General features: G+C 65.1%; 19 protein-coding genes and 1 riboswitch. Of the genes, 13 read left to right on the top strand and 6 right to left on the bottom strand.

Features of this window, described 5'->3' with window-relative positions; translation table 11 throughout:
• Positions 1-5: 5 nt before the first annotated feature.
• The 5 genes from ACVWWJ_RS01510 to ACVWWJ_RS01490 form a co-directional block, all read right to left on the bottom strand.
• Positions 6-383, bottom strand: coding sequence for a DUF2894 domain-containing protein (locus tag ACVWWJ_RS01510; protein WP_159889727.1), 378 nt, complete (start codon positions 381-383; stop codon positions 6-8).
• The gene (locus ACVWWJ_RS01505) at positions 373-1,023 is read right to left on the bottom strand and encodes an OmpA family protein (protein WP_159889729.1); all 651 of its coding nucleotides are present in this window, start codon (positions 1,021-1,023) and stop codon (positions 373-375) included. The genes ACVWWJ_RS01510 and ACVWWJ_RS01505 overlap by 11 nt, the downstream gene beginning before the upstream one ends.
• Positions 1,020-3,116, bottom strand: coding sequence for a DUF802 domain-containing protein (locus ACVWWJ_RS01500; protein WP_456966513.1), 2,097 nt, complete (start codon positions 3,114-3,116; stop codon positions 1,020-1,022). The genes ACVWWJ_RS01505 and ACVWWJ_RS01500 overlap by 4 nt, the downstream gene beginning before the upstream one ends.
• A 10-nt stretch (positions 3,117-3,126) precedes the next feature.
• A complete protein-coding gene (locus ACVWWJ_RS01495; RefSeq protein WP_456966512.1) occupies positions 3,127-3,828 on the bottom strand; it encodes a DUF3348 domain-containing protein in 702 nt (233 codons plus the stop codon).
• 126 nt (positions 3,829-3,954) lie between these two features.
• Positions 3,955-4,494, bottom strand: a complete 540-nt coding sequence (locus ACVWWJ_RS01490) for a DUF2127 domain-containing protein (RefSeq protein ID WP_159889735.1) — start codon at positions 4,492-4,494, stop codon at positions 3,955-3,957.
• A gap of 104 nt (positions 4,495-4,598) precedes the next feature.
• Here ACVWWJ_RS01490 and ACVWWJ_RS01485 point away from each other — a divergent pair, with 104 nt between their 5' ends.
• The 12 genes from ACVWWJ_RS01485 (at position 4,599) to ACVWWJ_RS01430 (ending at position 18,766) form a co-directional block, all read left to right on the top strand.
• A complete protein-coding gene (locus tag ACVWWJ_RS01485) occupies positions 4,599-5,042 on the top strand; it encodes a DUF2231 domain-containing protein (protein WP_456966511.1) in 444 nt (147 codons plus the stop codon).
• Positions 5,035-6,348, top strand: coding sequence for a PQQ-dependent sugar dehydrogenase (locus ACVWWJ_RS01480; RefSeq protein WP_159889797.1), 1,314 nt, complete (start codon positions 5,035-5,037; stop codon positions 6,346-6,348). Before ACVWWJ_RS01485 ends, ACVWWJ_RS01480 begins: the two co-directional genes overlap by 8 nt.
• Before the next feature lie 441 nt (positions 6,349-6,789).
• A riboswitch (cobalamin riboswitch) is annotated at positions 6,790-7,010 on the top strand.
• A 123-nt stretch (positions 7,011-7,133) separates the two neighbouring features.
• Complete coding sequence (locus tag ACVWWJ_RS01475) at positions 7,134-8,657, top strand: CoA-acylating methylmalonate-semialdehyde dehydrogenase (protein ID WP_456966510.1); 1,524 nt, start codon at positions 7,134-7,136, stop codon at positions 8,655-8,657.
• Between the two features lie 11 nt (positions 8,658-8,668).
• Positions 8,669-9,847, top strand: a complete 1,179-nt coding sequence (locus ACVWWJ_RS01470; protein WP_456966509.1) for an acyl-CoA dehydrogenase family protein — start codon at positions 8,669-8,671, stop codon at positions 9,845-9,847.
• Entirely contained in the window at positions 9,844-10,638 is a 795-nt protein-coding gene (locus tag ACVWWJ_RS01465) for an enoyl-CoA hydratase (RefSeq protein ID WP_456966508.1), read from the top strand. Before ACVWWJ_RS01470 ends, ACVWWJ_RS01465 begins: the two co-directional genes overlap by 4 nt.
• Complete coding sequence (locus ACVWWJ_RS01460; RefSeq protein ID WP_456966507.1) at positions 10,635-11,810, top strand: enoyl-CoA hydratase/isomerase family protein; 1,176 nt, start codon at positions 10,635-10,637, stop codon at positions 11,808-11,810. The genes ACVWWJ_RS01465 and ACVWWJ_RS01460 overlap by 4 nt, the downstream gene beginning before the upstream one ends.
• The gene (gene mmsB / locus ACVWWJ_RS01455; RefSeq protein WP_159889749.1) at positions 11,807-12,697 is read left to right on the top strand and encodes a 3-hydroxyisobutyrate dehydrogenase; all 891 of its coding nucleotides are present in this window, start codon (positions 11,807-11,809) and stop codon (positions 12,695-12,697) included. The genes ACVWWJ_RS01460 and mmsB overlap by 4 nt, the downstream gene beginning before the upstream one ends.
• A 109-nt stretch (positions 12,698-12,806) precedes the next feature.
• Positions 12,807-13,937, top strand: a complete 1,131-nt coding sequence (locus ACVWWJ_RS01450; protein WP_456966506.1) for a Fic family protein — start codon at positions 12,807-12,809, stop codon at positions 13,935-13,937.
• Positions 13,934-14,935, top strand: a complete 1,002-nt coding sequence (locus ACVWWJ_RS01445; RefSeq protein ID WP_456966505.1) for a FecCD family ABC transporter permease — start codon at positions 13,934-13,936, stop codon at positions 14,933-14,935. The genes ACVWWJ_RS01450 and ACVWWJ_RS01445 overlap by 4 nt, the downstream gene beginning before the upstream one ends.
• A complete protein-coding gene (locus ACVWWJ_RS01440) occupies positions 14,932-15,720 on the top strand; it encodes an ABC transporter ATP-binding protein (protein ID WP_456966504.1) in 789 nt (262 codons plus the stop codon). Before ACVWWJ_RS01445 ends, ACVWWJ_RS01440 begins: the two co-directional genes overlap by 4 nt.
• Entirely contained in the window at positions 15,717-16,586 is an 870-nt protein-coding gene (locus tag ACVWWJ_RS01435) for a cobalamin-binding protein (RefSeq protein WP_159889755.1), read from the top strand. The genes ACVWWJ_RS01440 and ACVWWJ_RS01435 overlap by 4 nt, the downstream gene beginning before the upstream one ends.
• A gap of 89 nt (positions 16,587-16,675) precedes the next feature.
• Positions 16,676-18,766 carry an ATP-binding protein gene (locus ACVWWJ_RS01430; protein ID WP_456966503.1) on the top strand — a complete coding sequence of 697 codons (2,091 nt, stop codon included), beginning with the start codon at positions 16,676-16,678 and terminating at the stop codon, positions 18,764-18,766.
• A gap of 22 nt (positions 18,767-18,788) precedes the next feature.
• Here ACVWWJ_RS01430 and ACVWWJ_RS01425 read toward each other — a convergent pair whose 3' ends face one another.
• Positions 18,789-20,699, bottom strand: coding sequence for an LTA synthase family protein (locus ACVWWJ_RS01425; protein WP_159889759.1), 1,911 nt, complete (start codon positions 20,697-20,699; stop codon positions 18,789-18,791).
• Between the two features lie 97 nt (positions 20,700-20,796).
• Between ACVWWJ_RS01425 and ACVWWJ_RS01420 the strand changes: the two genes are divergently transcribed.
• Positions 20,797-21,417, top strand: a complete 621-nt coding sequence (locus ACVWWJ_RS01420) for a YrbL family protein (protein WP_456966502.1) — start codon at positions 20,797-20,799, stop codon at positions 21,415-21,417.
• Positions 21,418-21,423 lie beyond the last annotated feature (6 nt).

Raw genomic sequence — 21,423 nt, 5'->3', positions numbered from 1 at the left:
CGCGATCACTCGCGACGCGTGCGCGCCTTCGCTCGCGGCCGCTTGCCGATGGTGGCGGCCTGAGGCACATCGCGCGGTGCGGCACTGGCACCGCGACCCAGTTGCTCGAGTGACGACAGATCGTCCACGTAGGACACGAAGTGCTGGAGGTAACCCGGCGCGAGGTCGCGCATCAGGGCGATGGAACGATGCACCAGCGCACTCGAGTTGAGCGGACCGGCATTCTCCGGCGCGTCCTGCAAGGACTGGCGCAGCTGGCTCTCGGTGCGCATGCGCGACCACAGCTTCTGGAAGTAATCCAGTGTCGCCAGCTCGGGATACGACGACGAACGAGCGGTGAGCTCGTCGGCGATGCGCCCGAGGGGTCCGCGCTCAGGGCGCATGCGGCGTCACGTTTGTCGAGGATGGCTTGGGGATCGGCGCAATCTCCACGCGGCGATTCTTTGCGCGTCCTTCGTCGGTGTCGTTACCGCTGACCGGCTGTTCGGATCCGAAGGCCGCCGCAAAGACCGACGGCGCGGGTACACCATCCGCGATCAACGCTCGCGTCACGGTGAGCGAGCGCTGTGCCGAGAGTTCCCAGTTGTCGGTGAAGTGGCGGTTGCCGTCGTGCACCTGCTGGTCGTCGGTGAAACCGCTGACCATGAGCACTTCATCGCGTGTCGTGAGGTAGTTCGAAAGCGGACCGGCCAGGCTCTTCAGCACCTCGCGCCCTTCCGGCTGCAGCTGATCCGAATTGAGGGCAAAGAGCACGCTGCCACGAATACCGATACGCCCGTTGACCAGCGTCACGCGGCCTGCTGCGAGTGGTGCGGCCAACGCCTGCTCCAGCGTCATGCGGCGCTGTGCCTCGGCCTGACGCTGCTTTACCTCTTCGTCGAGACGGTGCGACAGCTGCAGCTGCACGCCGATCACACCGACGAGGATGAGCACGAACGCGCCCAGCAACACCGACATCAGGTCCCCGAAGGCGGCCCAGATCGGCGCGACCGATTCGCCTTCGAACTCGATATCGTCGCTCATGCCGTTTCCGTCCCGGCGGAGGCGCGCTGACGTGCCAGCTGCTGCATCTCTTCCATGATCTGCTTCTGCGAGAGCATGCTGAGATCCACGACCTCGCGTGCCTGCGCGACGTAGTAAGCGAGCTGCTCGTCGCTACGCGCGAGCGAGCTGTCGAGCGCCGTGGCGACGATCTGCAAGCGTTCCATCAGCGCCTCGTTCGACTGGCCGAAGAGCTGCACGCCCGCGCCGAAGGTTTCGCCCAGGCTAGCCACGTCGGTCGCGCTGGCAGCGACCTGCGCGCCGACGATTTCGAGCTTGCCGGTCTCGGCTTCGATGTGGTCGGTGAAGCGGGTGCTGACACGCTCGAGCAAGTCAGCCGAGGTGGTAACCAGCGCATCCACGGCAACACGCTGTTCGGTCGACGCGTGGTTGACGGCATCGAGCAGGGTCTCCAGCGTGGCGAGAAGTCGGCTGCGCTCCTCGAGCATGGCCGTGTCGCGGACCATGCTTTCGGACAGTTTCTGGCGCAGTTCGGCGACGATCTCGGCGGCGGCTTTTGGCGCTTCGGAAGCTGCGTCGACGAGGCGGGAGATCTCGGCAATCGTGTCGCTTGCGTGTGCCTGGGTCTGCGTAGCGATATCGCCGGCCGTGCGCGCCAGTGTGTCGCAGATCTCCTGCTGGCGAGCGGCGACGTTTTCGCCCGCCTGCTGCCAATGGTCGTCCAAGGCAGCGACCATGGCCGTGAGTGAATCCGTCCAGGAAGTCAATCGCTCGGCATCGCGTGCCTGCAGCTTTGCCTGCAGGTCTTCATGCGAGGCGTGCACCACACCGACCAGCGACGCTGCATGCGCTTCGAACGCAGCCGACGCGCCAGCCAGCGCGTGCTGGTTGCGCGAAGCGAGGGTTTCATGCGCGGCGCCCTGCCTTGCCAGCGCGTCGTTCCACGCCCCGGCAACATTGTCAGCCGTCGTGTCGAGACGCAACGCAACGCCTTCCAGCAAGGTGACCGAGCGCTCTTCGAAGGTCTCGGCGAAACGCTGCTGCGCGGCCTGCAGATCCTCCGCCAGCTTCTCGTTCGTACGCTTCTGCTCGACCAGGGCACTTTTCCAGATGTCCGCAACCGCTGTCGTGCTCGAAGCGAACGCAGTGGAGAGGCCTTCCAGCTGCTGTTGTACCGCCTGGGTGACGGTGTCGTGCAGCGACGCCGTCTCGCGTGCGAGGCCTGCCATGGTGGATTCCATGACCGGCTGGAAGGCCGCGCTTGCCGCGCGTGCGCTTTCGGTCACGCTGTCCTTCAAGGACTGCTCGACCGACGAGGCGAGCTTCGCGTAGATCTCGCCGGTAGCAGCGTGGAATGCCTCCTGGCTGGCACGCTGACGCTCGTTCGCGTTTTGACTGTGCTGCTCGATGCTCGCCATCATGGTTTGCAGGCGATCGATCAGCGCCGGCATCACTTCCGTCTGCTGCTGCAGAAGCTTGAACGACTCCTCGCGCTGATGGGTCTGCGAGTAGATGCGCAGCGTGCTGGCAATTTTTACGTCCAGCGACTGCACCGCTTCCAGCCGCTCGCGACGGCAGAGCGCGGAGAGCAAGCCGAGCATGGCCGAGGTAGCGACACCGGCGATGGAGGTGCCGAAGGCAAAGCCAAGCCCCTTCACCGGCGCGGCGAGCGACCCGCGGATCGCCTGGAGGTCCGTTGCGCTTTCCAGCGCGAGGCCGGTGCCGCGAAGGGTCGCCATCATGCCCAGTAGCGTGCCGAGCATGCCCAGCAGCACCAGCAACCCGACCAGATACGGCGTCAGCGTCGGTGCGGGCAACGCAACGCGTTCGCCTTCGACGCGCAGACGCACGGCATTGCGCAGGCTCGGATGCAGGCGCTCGAGAAAGCTGCCCAGACCCGAAGGCGCGACCGACATATCCGCCACGGCATGCTGAAGCGTACCGGTCGCCTGGCGGTAACGATGCAGCTCGAACGCGCCCGCGATGTAGCAGACGCCGATCAGCGACGCGACCGCGGCGCCGAGCGGATTGGAACCTACGTAGCCCGCGCCGATCCAGCACACGGCGACAAGGCCGACGACGAACACTGCGAGGTTGAGAAAATTTCTGAACATGACTTTCCAGTTAGCTGGCACGAAGGGCTGCGAGCAGGCCTTCGACCGGTTGAAAACGAACGTCCAGTTCGGCGAGCAATACGCTCTGCATGTCTTTGCGGAACACGTCCAGCCATAGGGCAGCTGCATCGTCAGTCGTACCCTGGGTGCGCTGGCGCAGGCCGTCGAAGTAGTCGCCCAACAGAGTGGGCACCTTGCCGAGGAGGGACTGCTCCCGCGGGCTCAGCGCCATCTCCATCACCGCGTCCACCTCGGCGAGCCGGGCCAGCGCGGGCGAAGCCTGCGCGAGCATGTCGCGCAGGTTGCCGCGCAGGCTGCCCGTGGTCGCCTGGATCTTCCTTTGCAGTGCGATGTAGCGCTGGCGAAGCGGCGCGTAGTCGTTCGCGGCATCCAGGCTGGGCATGCCCTGCGCTTCCCGCTGCGCCGCCGTCAGGAAGGTGCGATCCGTCTCGACCGCCTGGACCAGCGCGGCGCGCGACCGCGCGCACTCCTCTTCCACGGACTGCCCGAACGCCGGCACGTTCTCGGCCGGCTCGGCAGGCACCCCGTCGAGCGCTGTCGACAAGGCGATCGCCTGCTTCCAGTCGAGCCAGAGGCTCAGCCGGTCAGGGAGGGTAGCCGCGGATTGTGGGGCGTCGACGTCGGTGAGGCGGGTAAGCAGGCGAATGAACGCCGGACCCCTGACCGTCGACCGTTGAGCTGCTGCGTGCACGGTTCTACTGGCTAAAAGACGACCATTTTACACGCGAACGCGGACCGGGCCGTTTCACGCCGATGGCGAGGTGAACCCGGGAGTGGCGGGAATATCAGACATGCTGAGAATGAGGGTGGACGCCGCTCAGACGCCGGTCGCCTGGGGCTTGGCTGGGCCGGCGGGCTTCGCGCCGTGACCCTCCCGCGGCCGCATCGCCACCCGGACCAGGTAGATCACGATCAGCACATTGGCGACCAGGATCGCCAGCTTGAGCCAGCTGAAGCGCTCGATGCACTCGTAGATCTCCACCGGTACCAGCGAGCCGGTCGCGATGACGGTGAACCATTCGGCCCAGTACTTGCGCATCCACAGGCCGATGCCTTCGGTGGCGAAAATAGCCGCATAGACCAGCGCCACGATACCGACGGCGACGAACTTCGCCGGCCCCATGCCCTCCAGGAGGTGCACGAGGCTCCAGCGCATACCGTTGCTTTCGGTCAGCTGCAGGTGCTCCAGCCATTGGACGAGATGCTGGAAGCTCTCCTGCTCGTCCAGCCGGAACGCCGCGATGGCAATAAAGATGAGCCCGATGGTCTTCACCGCCTTGTACACCGCGATGATGCGCAGGCCGGCGGGGTAGTGGGGCGTCGCTTCCGGATCGGTCGAGGTGGTTTCAGGGGCCATCCCCCGATCTTAGCCGGTCCCAGACATAGTCTCGACACAGCCGGGACTAGCTTGCAGCGGTCCGCCCGCAAGCGAACCCTTCCCCACCCAGCGAGCAACTGCCCATGAGCTACCGCCCCGCTCCGCGTCGCTCCGTCGTGGCCAATGCCATCTACGGAGTTCTCAATCCGATTCCCTTCGGCTTTTTCGTCGCCGCGCTGATCTTCGACGTCATCTACGCGAAGACCGGCGAAATGCTCTGGATGAAAGGCGCCGCATGGCTCATCGCCATAGGCCTGGTTTTCGCCATCATCCCGCGCCTGGTCAACCTGGTGCAGGTGTGGATCACCTCCCGGCGAAGCACGGTCGCCGCCGAGCGCCTCGATTTCTGGCTGAACCTGCTCGCCATCATCGTCGCCGTCGTCAATGCCTTCGTGCACAGCCGCGACGCGTATTCGGTGATCCCCGCCGGTGCATGGCTGTCGGCCCTTACGGTCCTGTTGCTGGCCGTCGCCCATATCGTCATTGCCGTGCGACCGACTGCTTCGGGGAACCTCATCCATGAATAAGACCCTCTACCGCAGTGTGCTCGCCATGGCCTGCGTGGCTGTCCTGGGCGGGTGCGACGAGAAAGCTTCGTACCAGCCGGACCAGCAGTCGGGCAGCAATCCGACCCTGCCCAATCCGCAGCGCTTCCTCGTGCCGCCGATGCAGGTGCCCGACAAGGCCGGCTGGAAAGCGGGCCAGACGCCGACCGTGGCGCCGGGTTTGAAGATCGACGCGATGGCCACCGGCCTGATGCACCCCCGCCAGCTCTACGTCCTTCCCAACGACGACGTGCTGGTCGTGGAATCCAATGGTCCGGGCACCGAGCCGGTCACAACGCCCAAGCAGCTCCTCGCCGGCATGGTGAAGAACCAGTCGGGCAAGGGTGGCAAGGGCGGCAATCGGATCACCCTGCTGCGCAAGAACGCCAGCGGCGGCTGGGACAAGCACATCTTCATCGAGAACCTGAATTCCCCGTTCGGCGTGCAGCTGATCGGCGATTCGCTGTACGTGGCCAACACCGACGGTATCGTGAAATTCCCCTATGCGGCGGGCGAGACCGAGATCAAGGCACCTGGGGTCGGTTTCACCGATCTGCCCAACACCATCAACCACCACTGGACCAAGTCGCTGCTGGCCAGTCCGGATGGCACCAAGCTCTACGTGGGCGTCGGCTCCAACAGCAACATCACCGAGAACGGCCTGGCCGTGGAATATCGCCGCGCGGACATCCTCGAGGTGGACGTCGCGACGGGCGCCAGCCGCATCTATGCGTCCGGGCTGCGCAATCCGACCGGCCTGCAATGGGAGCCCACCACCGGCAAGCTCTGGGCGATCGTGAACGAGCGTGATGAGATCGGTGCCGACCTCGTGCCTGATTACATGACCTCGGTACACGAGGGTGCGTTCTACGGCTGGCCCTATAGCTACTACGGCCAGAACGTGGACAGCCGGGTCAAGCCACAGCGCCCCGACATGGTCGCCAAGGCGATCAAGCCGGACTACGCCATCGGCTCGCACGTCGCTCCGCTCGGGCTCTTGATGTCCGCCACCAACGGCCTGCCGGCGCAGTTCCAGGGGGGCGCCTTCATCGGCGAACACGGCAGCTGGGATCGCTCGCCGCTGAGCGGCTACGAAGTGGTCTTCGTGGCGTTCAAGGATGGCACGCCCGTGGGCAAGCCGGTCTCCGTTGTCAGCGGCTTCTTCTCGAAGGACGAGAAGCAGCTGTTCGGTGCCCCGGTCGGGCTGGTGCAGGACAAGGAAGGCGCGATCCTGGTCGCCGATGACGTCGGCGACACGGTATGGCGCGTGACGGCGGCCACCAAGTAAGAAGCAGCCGCCGCTGGTGTGGGAGGAGGCTAAGTGTGGGAGGCTCTGTGTGGGAGCCGCTTCAGCGGCGATAGCCAGGCTTCCTCACCCCCCCCATCGCCGGCATAGCCGGCTCCCACACAAAGAAAATGGCCCGGGCGATCACTCGGCCCGGGCCCCCTCTTGCGCACGCCAGCCTTCCGGCGGGTGCGCTACAAACGTCCGCCTTAGCGGATGTTCTTTTTCTTTTCGTCCTTCGCGGCCTTCTTTTCTTTCATGGTCTTGGCCGGTTTTTTCTTGTCGCTCTTCTTTGAATCCAGACCCTTGCTCATACAGCCTCCTCAGTCAGGGTAAACGCGCGTGTCCTGCGCCCGATGCAAGACTACGCCAAACGGCCACCGTTGAGAGCTACCCATCGCCAGGTTCTACCGCACTGCAGCTTGAGCGGTTCGGCCGCCACGCTACACTCGGGAGATCACAGGTGTCCTGCCGCCACGTAAGCGGTGCGCAGGGTGAAACGGGAAGCCGGTGCGGATCACGAGATCCTATTCCGGCGCTGCCCCCGCAACGGTAAGCGAGAACACCCGACGATAAGACCACTGCGCGAAGCGCGGGAAGGTGTCGGGGTGGTGCGGTACGCATCGCTCGCAAGCCCGGAGACCGGCCTGTGCAGGTGCCTTCGGGTGCCTCCTCGGGTGTTGCGGCGGGCAACCGGACGGGCTGATACGGCGCGGCCACCCGCTGCTCCGCGTCCTCTTGTCTGCTCCGCAGCACCCATTTCGCGGGTGAGCGTACGGAGCAGGACCATGAACAAGCTGGACTCAGTTGCGGCCGATGTCGCGACCGTTAAATTACTGATCGACGGTGTCTTCGTCGAATCCAAAACCACCGAATGGCGCGACGTCGTCAACCCCGCGACGCAGGCCGTGCTTGCGCGCGTGCCGTTCGCGACGCCTGACGAAGTGAACGCTGCGGTGGCCGCCGCGGCACAAGCCTTCAAGAGCTGGCGCAAGACACCCATCGGCGTACGCGCGCGCATCTTCCTGAAATACCAGCAGCTGATCCGCGAGAACATGGGCGAACTCGCCGCCCTGCTCAGCGCGGAACAGGGCAAGACCCTCCCCGATGCCGAAGGCGACGTGTTCCGCGGCCTGGAAGTGGTCGAGCACGCGGCGGCGATCGGCAACCTGCAGCTGGGTGAGTTGGCCAATAACGTGGCCGGCGGCGTGGACACCTTTACCCTGCTGCAGCCGATCGGCGTCTGCGCGGGGATCACGCCGTTCAACTTCCCGGCGATGATCCCGCTGTGGATGTTCCCGATGGCCATCGCCACGGGTAACACCTTCGTACTCAAGCCTTCGGAGCAGGACCCGATGGTGACGATGCGCCTGGTGGAGCTGGCTCTCGAGGCCGGCGTTCCCAAGGGCGTGCTCAACGTGGTGCACGGTGGCGAAGCCGTGGTCAATGCGATCTGCGACCACGCCGATATCAAGGCGGTGTCCTTTGTCGGTTCTACGCGGGTCGGCACGCACGTCTATCACCGCGCTTCGCAGGCGGGTAAGCGCGTGCAGTGCATGATGGGCGCGAAGAACCACGCCGTCGTGCTGCCCGATGCGAACAAGGAGCAGACACTCAACGCACTTGCCGGTGCCGCCTTCGGTGCGGCAGGCCAGCGCTGCATGGCCGCCTCCACCGCCGTGCTGGTAGGTGAGGCGCAGTCCTGGATCCCGGAACTCGTGGCCAAGGCAAAGACGCTCAAGGTCGGCGCAGGCAACGCGGCGGGCACCGACGTCGGCCCGCTGATTTCCTGCGCGGCGCGCGAGCGCGTCGAGGCCTTCATCGCTTCCGGCGTGGAGCAGGGTGCCACGCTCGAGCTCGACGGACGAAAGCCATCCGTGCCGGGTTTCGAGGAAGGCAACTTCGTCGGCCCGACGATCTTCTCGGGCGTGCGTCCGGGCATGCGTATCTATGACGAGGAAATCTTCGGCCCGGTGCTCGTCATCCTTGCGGCAGCCTCGCTCGACGACGCGATCGACCTGGTCAACGCCAATCCGAATGGCAACGGCACGGCCGTGTTTACCCAGTCGGGTGCGGCAGCGCGTCGTTTTCAGGAAGACATCGATGTCGGCCAGGTAGGTATCAACGTGCCGATTCCGGTGCCCGTGCCGCTGTTCTCGTTCACCGGCTCGCGCGCCTCGAAGCTGGGCGACCTTGGCCCCTATGGCAAGCAGGTCGTCATGTTCTATACCCAGACCAAGACGGTGACCCAGCGCTGGTTCGATGACGACACACTGCATGTCGGCGTCAACACCACCATCAGCCTGAAGTGATGGCCGCGCTCATGGACATGCCGCGGGTTCCACCACCCCAGACTGACCTGAATGACGAGCAGCTCGCCTATCGCGATGCCGCGCACGCGTTCGCCATGGCCGAGCTGGCTCCGCATGCCGCACGCTGGGACGCCGAGAGCGAGTTTCCGCGCGAGGCGATCGGCAAGGCCGGAGAGCTCGGCTTTTGCGGGCTCTACGTCGACGAGCAGGCTGGCGGCACCGGCCTCACCCGCCTCGATGCCACCGTCGTCTTCGAGGAGCTGGCGGCTCTCGATCCGTCGACGGCGGCCTTCATCAGCATCCACAACATGGCCACCTGGATGCTCACCGCGCACGCGACACCGGCCGTACGCGACACCTGGGGTCCCCTGCTCGCCAGCGGGGAAAAGCTGGCCTCCTACTGCCTCACCGAGCCGGGTGCTGGCTCGGACGCCGGATCGCTGAAGACGCGCGCCGAGCGCGACGGCGACTCGTACGTGATCAGCGGAAGCAAGGCTTTCATCTCGGGCGCAGGCGCTACCGACATGCTGGTGGTGATGGCACGCACGAGTGAGGGAGGCGCGCGTGGCATCAGTGCCTTCGCTGTTCCGGCGTACTCGCAAGGCATCGGCTACGGACGCAACGAGGAGAAGCTGGGCTGGCACAGCCAGCCCACGCGCAGCGTGAGTTTCGACGGCGTGCGCATTCCAGCGGACCATCGCCTGGGTGCCGAGGGCGAAGGGTTCAAGATCGCGATGAAGGGACTCGACGGCGGCCGCCTGAACATCGCCGCGTGTTCGCTGGGCGCGGCACAGGGCGCGCTGGATGCCGCCCGCCGTTACATGGGCGAGCGCAGGCAGTTCGGCAAGAAGCTCGGTGAGTTCCAGGCCCTGCAGTTCAAGCTGGCCGACATGGCTACCCAGCTGGTGGCCGCGCGGCAGATGGTGCACACGGCAGCTCGCAAGCTGGACGCCGGCAGCAGCGATGCCACTGTCTGGTGTGCCATGGCCAAGCGTTTCGCCACGGACGCCGGCTTCGCCATCTGCAACGACGCCCTGCAGATTCACGGTGGCTACGGCTATATCCGCGAATACCCGATCGAACGACTGCTGCGTGACTCGCGCGTGCACCAGATCCTCGAAGGCACGAACGAAATCATGCGCGTTATCATCGCGCGTCACCTGCTCAATACCGAAGAGGAACTGCGATGAGCGACACCGCCGCGCGCTACACCGGGCTTACGCTGGACATCGACGGCCACGTCGCCGTCGTCACGCTGGCCAACGCGCCCGCCAATGCCTGGACCCGCGACAGCCTGGTCGCCCTGCGCAACCTCGTCCACGATCTCGACGCCAACCGCGACGTCTACGCACTGGTGATCACGGGCCAGGGTGAGAAGTTCTTCTCGGCCGGCGCCGACCTCAAACAGTTCGCCGATGGCGACAAGGCCGTGGCGCGCGAGGCGGCACGTCGCTTCGGTGAGGCCTTCGAAGCGTTGTCTGCGTTTCGTGGCGTGAGCATCGCGGCAATCAACGGTTACGCCATGGGTGGTGGCCTTGAATGCGCCCTCGCCTGCGACCTGCGCATTGCCGAGGAACAGGCGCAGATGGCGTTACCCGAGGCTGGTGTGGGTCTCCTGCCGTGCGCTGGTGGCACGCAGAACCTCGCCCGCCTGGTCGGCGAAGGCTGGGCCAAGCGGATGATCCTGCTGGGTGAACGCGTGGATGCCGCGACGGCACAGCGGATCGGCCTGGTCGAAGAGGTCGTGCCCAAGGGTGAGTCGCGTGCCCGCGCCATCGCCTGGGCCTTGCAGGCGGGCAAGCAGAGCCCTACCAGCGTCGCCACCTGCAAACGCCTGGTGCAGGCCACGCGCACGCAGAGCCATGCGACGGCGCTGGTGAGCGAGCGAGAGGCGTTCGTCGATCTGTTCGACACCGAGGATCAGAAAGAAGGCGTGCTCGCGTTTCTCGAGAAGCGTGCACCGAACTGGACGAACGCATGAGCGACGCATCCCTGCCGGTGGAGGCACCCGTCTTGTTCGAAGAGCGCGTTGCAGAGCATGGCAAGCGCATCGGCATCGCGACGCTCAACGCACCGAAGACGCTCAATGGCCTGTCGCTGGACATGGCCCGGCTACTTGGCGATCGGCTGCGCGCCTGGGCCGCGAACGACGAGATCGCGGTAGTCGTTCTGCAGGGCGCCGGCGAGAAGGCGTTCTGCGCCGGCGGCGACCTGCACAGCCTTTACCGGTCCATGCGCGACTACCAGGCCGTCGGCAGCAAGGACGTACGGGACAACACGTACGCGAGCGACTTCTTCTCGGTGGAGTATCGGCTCGACTACCTGATCCACACCTACCCGAAACCGATCCTCTGCTGGGGCCACGGCATCGTCATGGGCGGCGGCATTGGCTTGATGGCCGGCGCGAGCCATCGCGTGGTCACCGAGCGTTCGCGCCTGGCGTTTCCGGAGATCACGATCGGACTTTACCCGGATGTGGGCGGGAGCTTCCTGCTGCATCGCGTGCCGGCGAAGGCCGGTGTTTTCCTCGCCCTGACCGGCGCGCCACTCAACAGCGGCGATGCCATCCACGCCGGCCTCGCAGACGTGCAGCTGCCTGCGGAAAGTCGTGAGGCGCTCGACGCCGCCATGCTGCAGGCACCGTGGTCGGACGACGGCCAGGGCAATGCCGTCACGCTGTCCGGCCTTCTGCAGCGCTTCGCCGTTGCGCCCGTGGCGGGTCCGCTACAAACCCATCAGGATGCGATAAAGCGCGCCTGCGACAGCGACGACCTGGACACCGTGGTTGCCGCTATCCACGCCATGCCGGGTGATGATCCCTGGCTGGTTACGGCACGACAGACCCTCGATGCCGGCGCGCCGGGTTCAGCACGACTCGCGTTCGCGCTTCAGCAGCGCGCCGCGCATCTGTCGCTGGCGGACACCTTTCGCCTGGAGTACGTGGTCTCCCTGCACTGCGCCGCCCATGGCGACTTCGCCGAAGGCATTCGTGCCCTGCTGATCGACAAAGACCGCACGCCGCGCTGGCGTCCCGCCACGCTGTCCGAAGCGACACCGGCCTGGGTCGCACCTTTCTTCGTCGAACCCTGGAGCGCGGGCGAGCATCCGCTGCGCGAACTGGGTAACGGCACCGCACCGAGGATCGAACGATGAGCCGCATTGCCTTCATCGGCCTGGGCAACATGGGTGGCCCTATGGCTGCCAACCTGCTCAAAGCTGGACACACGCTGCACGTTTTCGATCTCTCCGCCGACGCGGTGGCGCAGGCGGTCTCCCACGGCGCCACGGCCGCCGAGACAGCGGTCGGCGCCGTCGAGGACGCGGAAATCGTGATCTCCATGCTGCCGGCCAGTCGCCACGTCGAAGGTCTGTACCTGGGCGAGACCGGCCTGCTGCGCCACATCGCCGACGGCGCGCTGGTGATCGACTGCAGCACGATCGCCCCGGCCTCCGCGCAGAAAGTGGCGAAAGCTGCCGGCGAGCGTGGCCTGACGATGATCGACGCACCCGTTTCCGGCGGCACCGCCGGCGCAGCGGCGGGCACGCTCACCTTCATCGTGGGTGGCGACGGCGATGCGCTGGAACGTGCACGCCCGGTACTGGCCAATATGGGCAAGAATATCTTCCACGTCGGCGGCAGCGGTGCGGGCCAGGTGGCCAAGCTGTGCAACAACATGGCGCTCGGCGTCATCATGGCCGTCACCGGCGAGGCGATCGCGCTGGGCGTCGCACACGGGCTGGACCCCTCCGTGCTGTCGCAGATGATGGCCGTGAGCACCAGCCGAAGCTGGGCCACCGAGGTCTGCAATCCCTGGCCCGGCGTGCTCGAGAATGCGCCCGCGTCGCGCGGGTATACCGGCGGCTTCGGCAACGACCTGATGCTCAAGGACCTTGGCCTGGCCGCCGAAGCCGCGATGGGTGTGGGCGCTTCGATTCCGCTGGGCGAACTGGCACGCAACCTCTATGCGATGAACAGCCAGGCGGGGAACGGCGGGCTCGATTTCTCCAGCGTCGTAAAGCTGGTGGCGAAGAAGGCTTGAGCTTGTCGGGCAGCGAGCATGGTGCGTGAGCCGATTACGGGATATATTCGGCTCATTGTGTGAGCCGAATAACTGTTCGATTCGGCTCACCACGTTACCGAGAAGCCACATGGGTGACCCGACATGGATATGGCAACACGCTGACTGGCCAGCCTTTCGCTGGCACGGGGAGCGCGTGCAGGCGCTTTTACGGTCCTGCCAGCTAGCCCAGGGACGCCTGTTGGGCGCCGTGGGATCGGCAGGGGCCGATGCCGGCCTGGAAACCGAGTTAGACGCGCTACTGCAGAACATCGTCACCTCGTCCGCCATCGAGGGCGAGGAGCTCAACGTGGGTTCGGTACGGTCTTCGCTGACCAGGCACCTTGGGGTCGAAGGCGACGCGGTTGGACGCCGCACACCGCGTAGCGAGGGCCTGGCCGAACTGGTGCTGGATGCCACGCAGCATTTTGACCGTCCGCTCGATCTGACCCGGTTGTTCTATTGGCACGAGCTGCTGTTTCCCGCTCAGGAAACCTCGCTGCCTGTCCGTCTCCCCATCGGCGCGCTTCGCGGTGACGAGCCGATGCAGGTCGTGTCCGGCCGCATCGACAAACCGACGGCGCACTTCGAAGTGCCACCGCGCCAGGGCCTCGATGTACAGGTCGACGCGTTCCTGACCTGGTTCGCGCAGAGCGAGGGCGCTCCGACGATCGACCCTTTGCTGCGCGCGGGTATCGCCCACTTCTGGTTCGTCACCCTGCATCCCTTCGATGACGGCAACGGACGCCTGACGCGCGCCATCACCGACCTCGCGCTGGCCCAGGCGGAACATCAGGCGATCCGCTTCTACACCATGTCGGCCAGCATCCTTGCCGACCGATCGGGCTACTACCGCGTGCTGGAAGACAGCCAGAAAGGTGACCTCGACATCACCGAATGGCTGACGTGGTTCCTGCAGACCCTGCTCCACAGTCTCGAGCAAGCGCTCTTGCGCATCGACCGGGTTCTCGGCAAGGCGCGGTTCTGGCGCAGGCACGCGGAAGACATGCTTTCGGCAGAACAGCGGAAGGTGGTCAATCGCCTTCTCGAGGGTGGCGAACGTGGTTTTGCCGAAGGCATCAACGCATCGCAATACCAGGCGGTGGCCAAAGTTTCCAAGGCCACGGCGACACGCCACCTGAGCGACCTGACGGAGAAAGGCTTCCTGCGCAGGCTTCCCGGCGGCGGCCGCAGCACCCGCTACGAGATAGACCTGTCATGACGAACTTCGCTTCCGCCGTCCGCCTCTGGCTTGGCATGCTGTTCGTCGCCGCCTTCGCCGTGCTGGCATCGGTGCTGCTTGGCGGCGGCGATTCGACGCTCGCTGCTTCCTGGCAGGGTCTTGTGTCGTCCGCCGACACGCCAATGCATTCGATCATCTGGGAGCTGCGCCTGCCGCGATCCATCGCGGCATACGGTGTCGGTGGGCTGTTGGCGATGTCGGGTTGCCTGATGCAGATTCTGGTGCGCAATCCGCTAGCCGATCCTTACACACTGGGTTTATCCGGCGGCGCCTCTGTCGGCGCACTCGGCGCGATGCTGGGCGGATTGGGAGCTGTGCTGACGGCAGCCGGCGCTGCCTCCGGCGCGTTGCTCGCCTGCCTGGCCGTGTTCGTGCTGGGTCACCGCGACCTGCTCTCACGCCAGCGCGCCGCGCAACGCGAAGACTCCACCGACCTCATCCTGATTGGCGTGATGCTGGCATCCGGTTTCGGCGCCATTGTCAGCATGATGCTGGTGCTGGCGCCGGACAAGAACCTGCGCGGCATGCTGTTCTGGATGATGGGCGATCTCAGTGGCGTGGCTAATCCTTGGATTCCGGTCATCGGGCTTTTGCTCGGCGTGTTGCTTGTCGTGCCCCTTGGCCGGCAACTGAACCTGCTCGGACGCGGTGAGGAATCGGCTAGCGCACTTGGTGTACGACCCAATGTCATCAAGTCCGCGATCTTCGTGATCGCCTCGCTGGCAACGGCCGTAGCAGTGACAACCGCCGGCACCGTCGGCTTCGTCGGCCTGGTAGTGCCGCACGCACTTCGACGTGTCATCGGCAATGACCAACGCGTGCTGATTCCCGCGTGCGCGATCGGTGGCGGCATCGTCGTGGTGGTGGCCGACACCATCTCGCGTATCGTGGCCGATCCCATCCAGCTACCCGTAGGTGCGGTCATGGCGGTCATCGGTGTACCGACCTTCATGTTCCTGCTGGTGAAACGCCGATGAGCAGCGTCCTTGCCACCGAGGCGATCAGCCTTTCCGTTCGCGACCGGCTGCTCGTGCGTGAGCTGAGTATGCGCATCGAGCCCGGCCAGGTCTGGTGCGTGCTCGGCCCGAACGGCGCCGGCAAGTCGACGCTGCTTCGCACGCTGGCTGGTTTGCGTGACCCCGACAAGGGGCGAGTGCTACTCGGCGACCGGGACATAAGCCAGTACCGCCCCATCGAACTCGCCCGCCTGCGCGGTTTCCTGCCCCAGTCGATCGTCGACGCCTTCAGCCTCACCGTCATGGAAGCCGTGATTGCCGCGCGCCATCCGCGTCTGCCGTTCTGGGCCTGGGGTGACGAGGACCTCGAGCCGGCGCGACGCGCCCTGCGTACCTTCGAACTGGAGGCGCTGGCGGAGCGTGACGTAACCACGCTGTCCGGCGGCGAACGGCAGCGCGTAAACATCGCTGCGCTGTTCACGCAGGACGTCGACGTGATGCTTCTCGACGAGCCGTTGTCCTCGCTGGACCTGCACCACCAGATGAAGACACTGCACGAGCTGATGCAAACGGCCGCGCGCGACGGCAAATCCGTCGTTTACACGGTGCACGACATCAACCTGGCCTTCCAGCACGCAACGCATGCGGTACTGCTGGACGGCAACGGCGACGCGCTGGCCGGCCTGAAGGACGCGGTGATCACCAATGAGAACCTGTCGACCGCCTTCCACCATCCCATCCACGGCGTGACCCTCGACGGCGAACGGTTTTTCCGCGCCGAACGCCTCAACGGAAGCTCCGCATGATTCGTCGCCTCGCGCTGCTCGCTCTTCTCGCTACGGGTACCGCCAACGCCGCCGTCACGGTAACGGACGATGCGGGCCGCACGGTCACGCTACGGGCCCCCGCGCATCGGATCGTCAGCCTGGCGCCGAACATTACCGATGCACTCTTCGCCGCGGGCGCAGGCACGTATGTCGTTGGCACCTCCCGCTTCAGCGATCACCCGGCCGAAGCCAGGAACGTCGCGATCGTGGGCGATGCGACGATGATCGACCTGGAACGCATCGTCGGCCTGAAGCCGGACATCATCGTCGTCTGGCGTAGCGGCACGCCAGCGGCGCAGGTCGAGAAGCTCAGCCGACTCGGGATTCCGATCTTCTACTCGGAGACGACGCGGCTGGCCGACGTCGCCCCGGCGACCCGGCGCTTCGGCATTCTTGCGGGCACGCAGGAGCAGGCCGACCGGAACGCAACGTCATTCGATGCCGCGCTGGCCAGCCTTCGCGCCCACTACGCCGGCAAGGCTCGCCTGAAGGTGTTCTATCAGATATGGGACCGACCCCTGATGACCATCGGCCGTGCGCAGATCATCGATGACGCGCTCGACCTGTGCGGCGGCGACAATATCTTTGCCGATCTTTCCCAGGCCGCCCCCACCGTCACACGCGAAGCGGTGCTCGCCCGGGATCCGGATGTCATCCTCAGCGGCGATGGCGGCCACGATGCCCTGGCAGACTGGCGACAGAGTGGTTTCCTCAGCGCCGTGAAGCACGACAATGTCATGACGATCGACGCTCCGACACTGGCACTTCCCTCGCCGTCGATCCTCGGCAGCGTGGACCTGCTGTGCCACAAACTGGACGAAGCGCGCGGCCGCAGCCGGGGCTGAACGCGGGTATATCCGTGGCCTGCCCTTGCGCTCGCCGTCACATCTGCCTTTCTAGAATTCCCTTCGACGAGTCACCTGGACCGGTTCCGATGACACAACTTCCGCCATTCACGCCAAGCGCTGCCGGCGACCTTTCCTGGCTGGATCGCGGCGGCGAAACCGGTGCGCTCATTCGTGCCTTCGACTGGACCCTCACGCCGCTTGGGCCGCTCCAGACCTGGCCGCAAAGCCTGCGCACCATCACCAGCATGTTGCTGCTATCGCCGGTGCCCATCGTGCTGTTGTGGGGTCCTCTCGGCATCATGATCTACAACGATGCCTACTCCGTTTTTGCCGGAAGTCGACACCCGAAATTGCTGGGTTCCGAGGTTCGCAAAGGCTGGGCGGAGATCGCCGATTTCAATGACAACGTGATGCGCGTCGGGCTCGACGGCGGCACGCTCGCCTATAAGGATATGCAGCTCACCCTCGAGCGGCACGGCAGGTCCGAGCCGGTGTGGATGAACCTGGACTACTCGCCTGTCATCGACGAGAGCGGGAAGCCCGGTGGGGTGATCGCCTTTGTCGTCGAGACCACCGACCGCGTCCGGGCGGAGGAGAACGTCCGCGAAGGTGAACGACGCTTCCGCGAGCACCTGGAAGCCATGGTGACGGAGCGCACGGTGGCGCTCGAACGCAGCGAGGCCAACCTGCGCACGATCTTCGAGACGTCGCACCTTTACCAGTTCCTCCTCTCGCCCGATGGAAGCGTGTTGTATGCCAATGCCACGGCGCTGGCGGGGATTGAGGCGTCGCTCGACGACGTTATCGGGCTACCGCTCTGGCTCACGCCCTGGTTCGATGGCACGCCCGGCATGCCGCAAGCCGTCGAGGCCGCGACACGACGGGTCGCGGCCGGTGGCAGCGAAGACATGAGCATGGCGCTGAACCTGTCCACGGGCGTGCGCTCCTTCGATTTCTCCATGCGCCCGGTGATGAACGATGCGGGCGATGTCGTCGCCATGGTTCCCGAAGCGGTCGAGAAAACGGCGCGCATCAAGGCGGAGCAGGCACTCCTGCAGGTCCAGAAAATGGAGGCGCTGGGCAACCTCACCGGCGGCATTGCACACGACTTCAACAATCTCCTGATGGCCGTGCAGGGCAGCCTCGAACTGCTCCGCGAGCGTCTTCCGGAGGATCCGCGACTTGGACGTCTTCTCGCCAATGCCATCGCCGGCGCAGAGCGTGGCAGCGCACTGACGCGGCGCATGCTTGCCTTCGCCCGGCGCCAGCAGCTCACGACCGAAAGCATCGACGTACGGCAACTGGTCGAAGGCATGGCCGAGCTGCTCCGGCGGTCGCTCGGACCAACCGTCCTTCTGGAGACGTATTTCGGCTCGCGTGTACCTGCCATCCGCGCCGATGCGAACCAGCTCGAGACAGCCTTGCTCAATCTCGCCGTCAACGCACGCGATGCGATGGATGGTGTGGGCACACTCGTTATCGCCACGGACGAAGCCTGGGTGCAGGATGGCCACGATTCACTGGCACCCGGCCGCTATGTGCGCCTGTCCGTGTCGGATTCGGGAGCCGGCATGGATGAAGCCATGCTCAAGCGAGCGATCGAGCCGTTCTTCACCACCAAGGGCGTTGGCAAGGGCACCGGGCTGGGCCTGTCGATGGTCCACGGGCTCTCGGAGCAGCTTGGCGGCACATTGGTGCTTCGTAGTCGCGTCAATGAAGGCACCACGGCCGAAATCTGGCTTCCCGCCGCACCGGAGCTTGGCGTCGTGACGCAGCGCGAAGCACAACGCGAGCTCGTCGCAGCGCGCTGCGCACCGGAAGCCAGCATAAGCATCCTTGCTGTCGACGACGACGATCTGGTGCGCACGACGACCGTCGACATGCTCGAGGCCCTCGGTTACCAGGTCATTCCCGCTCGCTCGGGTTACGAAGCGTTGCAGGTACTGGAGGCCACGTGCGTCGATCTGGTCATCACCGACCATGCCATGCCCCAGATGACAGGCACGCAACTCGCCGAGCGGATTCGCGAACGCTGGCCGGACCTGCCGATGATCATGGCCACCGGCTATGCCGACCTTCCAGCCGGGCCACAGCTCGAGATACCGCGACTGGCCAAGCCTTATTCCCAGGCCTCCCTGGCCGATGCCGTGAAACGCACCGTGTCGCGGACAGGCTGAGAGCGAACGCTCTCAGCTGGCGTCATGGCTTTGGCGAGGTCGCACCCGGCGGTAGTCGATAACGCTGCTTGCTGTACGCCCAGCTCGGCCACAATGCGTGCGCCAGCGCTTCCTTCTCCAGTGTCGGCTCGACCGTGACCGGATCGAGTTTCTCGCCGTCGATCAGGTAATGATACTGGGCAGCGGGCTGGTTCGGTCGCAGCACGATCAGGCGATCGCCTTTGAGATACCCGTAGTTATCGCCGTACTGCATGATCGCGCGGTCCGGATAACGCTGGGTGAGATCGGCGCCGAGCATCGGATGCTCACTGCTTATGCCGATAAGCGACAGCAACGTCGGCGCGAGGTCGATCTGACTGACGATGTGATCGTCCTTCTTCACCGGCACGCCTGCGCCGAGGATCAACGCGGGAATGTGGAAGTGCGTGACGGGGACGAGGTTGGCGCCGAAGACGCGCGCATCGTGGTCGGCGACGATCAGGAAGACGGTATGGTCCCAATACGGCGATTGCTTGGCGCGATCGAAGAAGCGACCGATCGACCAGTCTGCGTAGCGCACCGCATTTGCGTTGCTGGCCGGATCACCTTCGGGCGTGATGCGTCCTTTGGGGTATTCCCAGGGCGTGTGGTTCGACACAGAGAAAGCCACGGTGAGCGTGGGCTTGTTGCCGTCGTCTAGCAAACGCTGGTGCAGTTCGTTGAACATATCCTCATCGGACGCGCCCCAGGAGCCGATGAAACCCGGCTTCGTCTTGAAGTTCGCGCTGTCCACCACTTCGTTGAAACCGTTACCGAAGAAGAACGAACGCATGTTGTCGAAATGCGCTTCACCGCCGTAGAGGAAGCGCGTGTGGTAACCGAAGGTATCGAGCAGCGCACCCAGGGTGAAGAAGTCGCGCTGGCTTCGCGGAAGCTTGAGCACGGCTTCGGCAGGCGTCGGCATGAAGCCCGTGGTGACGGCTTCGAGGCCGCGCGCCGAGCGCGTACCCGTCGCGTAGGTGCGGGTCAGCCACCAGCCTTCGTTGGCGAGCTTGTCCAGCTCCGGGGTGTATCCGTCGCCGCCCAGGCTGCCGACGAACTGCGCGCCCAGGCTTTCTTCGAGGATGATGACCAGGTTGAGCGGCTTGTCGCCTTTTCGGGTCGCCTGCTGGCGATGCAGGCTGGGGTAGGTCGCGTCGAGGGGCGCGCCTTCGAGGCCGGCCGCCTGGCGCACGATCGACTGCATCTCGTCGTCAGGCAACTTGCCGTACACCGCGGACGCCGAGCGCTCGTTGCCTAGCGCGATGGCTGCATTGAGCACGTTGTAGAGGGAATTGAGCGGGAGGGTGTTGACCATTGCATCGTTGGTGAAGGCCACCTGCGACGCATTCAGCGGACGGTGCTGCAGCGTGCCGCGGCCAGCCAGGAAGAGCACGGCGAAGAGGATCACGGTGACCACCGGGCGCATCCATCCACGCATCGGCGCGCGATCCGGCCGACGGGTCGGCAGCAGGCGGAAGCCCAGCCAGCCGACCAGTGCGAAGACCACCAGCCCTGCTGCAACGGACAGTTTGTAGCCGTTCCACAGCATGGAGGCCACTTCGTGTGGGCTGGTCAGGTATTCGAAGTACAGGCGATTCGGGCGCGTGTCGTACTCGACGATGAACTGCGGCGTGGAGACTTCCAGAAGCACGAAGGCCAGCCACCAGAAGCGCAGCCACCATGCCGCGATACGGGTAGGCCAGGCGCGGTGGCCAAGCCACGGCGACAGGAGCGCCGGCAGGGCGACGACCATGGCAATGAGCGAGAGATCGATGCGCCAGCCACCCGACAGCACCGGCCATAGGCCACCAGAGTCATGCACCCGCGACCATTGCCACACGGACAGGCCGACGCGGGAGAGCGTCAGGAAGACGAGGGCGGCGACGATGAAACGCCAGGTTAGCTTGCGCACGTCGGGGTATCCGGGCAGGTTACGACGCGAAGACTTTACACTGTGCACCCCAGGAACGACTTACAGCAGCCTTTCAGGCGCCGCACGAGGATCGACGATGTTCAGACTGGCCGACACCAAGCCGATCGCCAACGGCCATATCCGCGAGGTGTACCAGCACCCGGATGACGCCGACCTGCTGATCAAGGTGATCACCAGCGCTTCGATCGAAGAACGCTGGAACCAGGCGCCATGGTATCGCCGCATCGCACGTAGTGGTCCGTACAAGGACTTCGTTCGCGAGTTCAAGGAATACGTCACCAGCATCTACGTGGGTGACTACGCGACCTCCCCCCTCGCCCGCATCGTCGGCCTGGAAATGACCGATATCGGCATGGGCCAGATCGTGGAGAAGGTGCGCCGGCCGGATGGGCAGCTTGCGCCGACGCTGCACGCCTGGGTGCAGGCCGAAGGCTTCACCGAAAAGACCCGCGCCGAACTCGAAGCGTTTTATGCGCGGCTGCTGAGCCATAACGTCATTGCCGCCGACCTGCATGCATGGAATGTGGTCTATGGCGAAGACTCGCGAGGCGGACCGCGACTGGTGATGATCGACGGCTTCGGTGAGAAGAACATCGTGCCGCACTGCTCGATGAATCGCGCGCATAACGCGTCGCGGACGAAGAAGAAGTACGAGCGGATGGTGAAGCGGACGATGGCTGAGGCGCCTGCTCGCTAAGAGCAT

Source organism: Luteibacter sp. HA06, assembly GCF_054061215.1.
The sequence above is the reverse complement of the archived record's forward strand: the minus strand, read 5'-3'. Positions and strand labels throughout refer to the sequence as shown.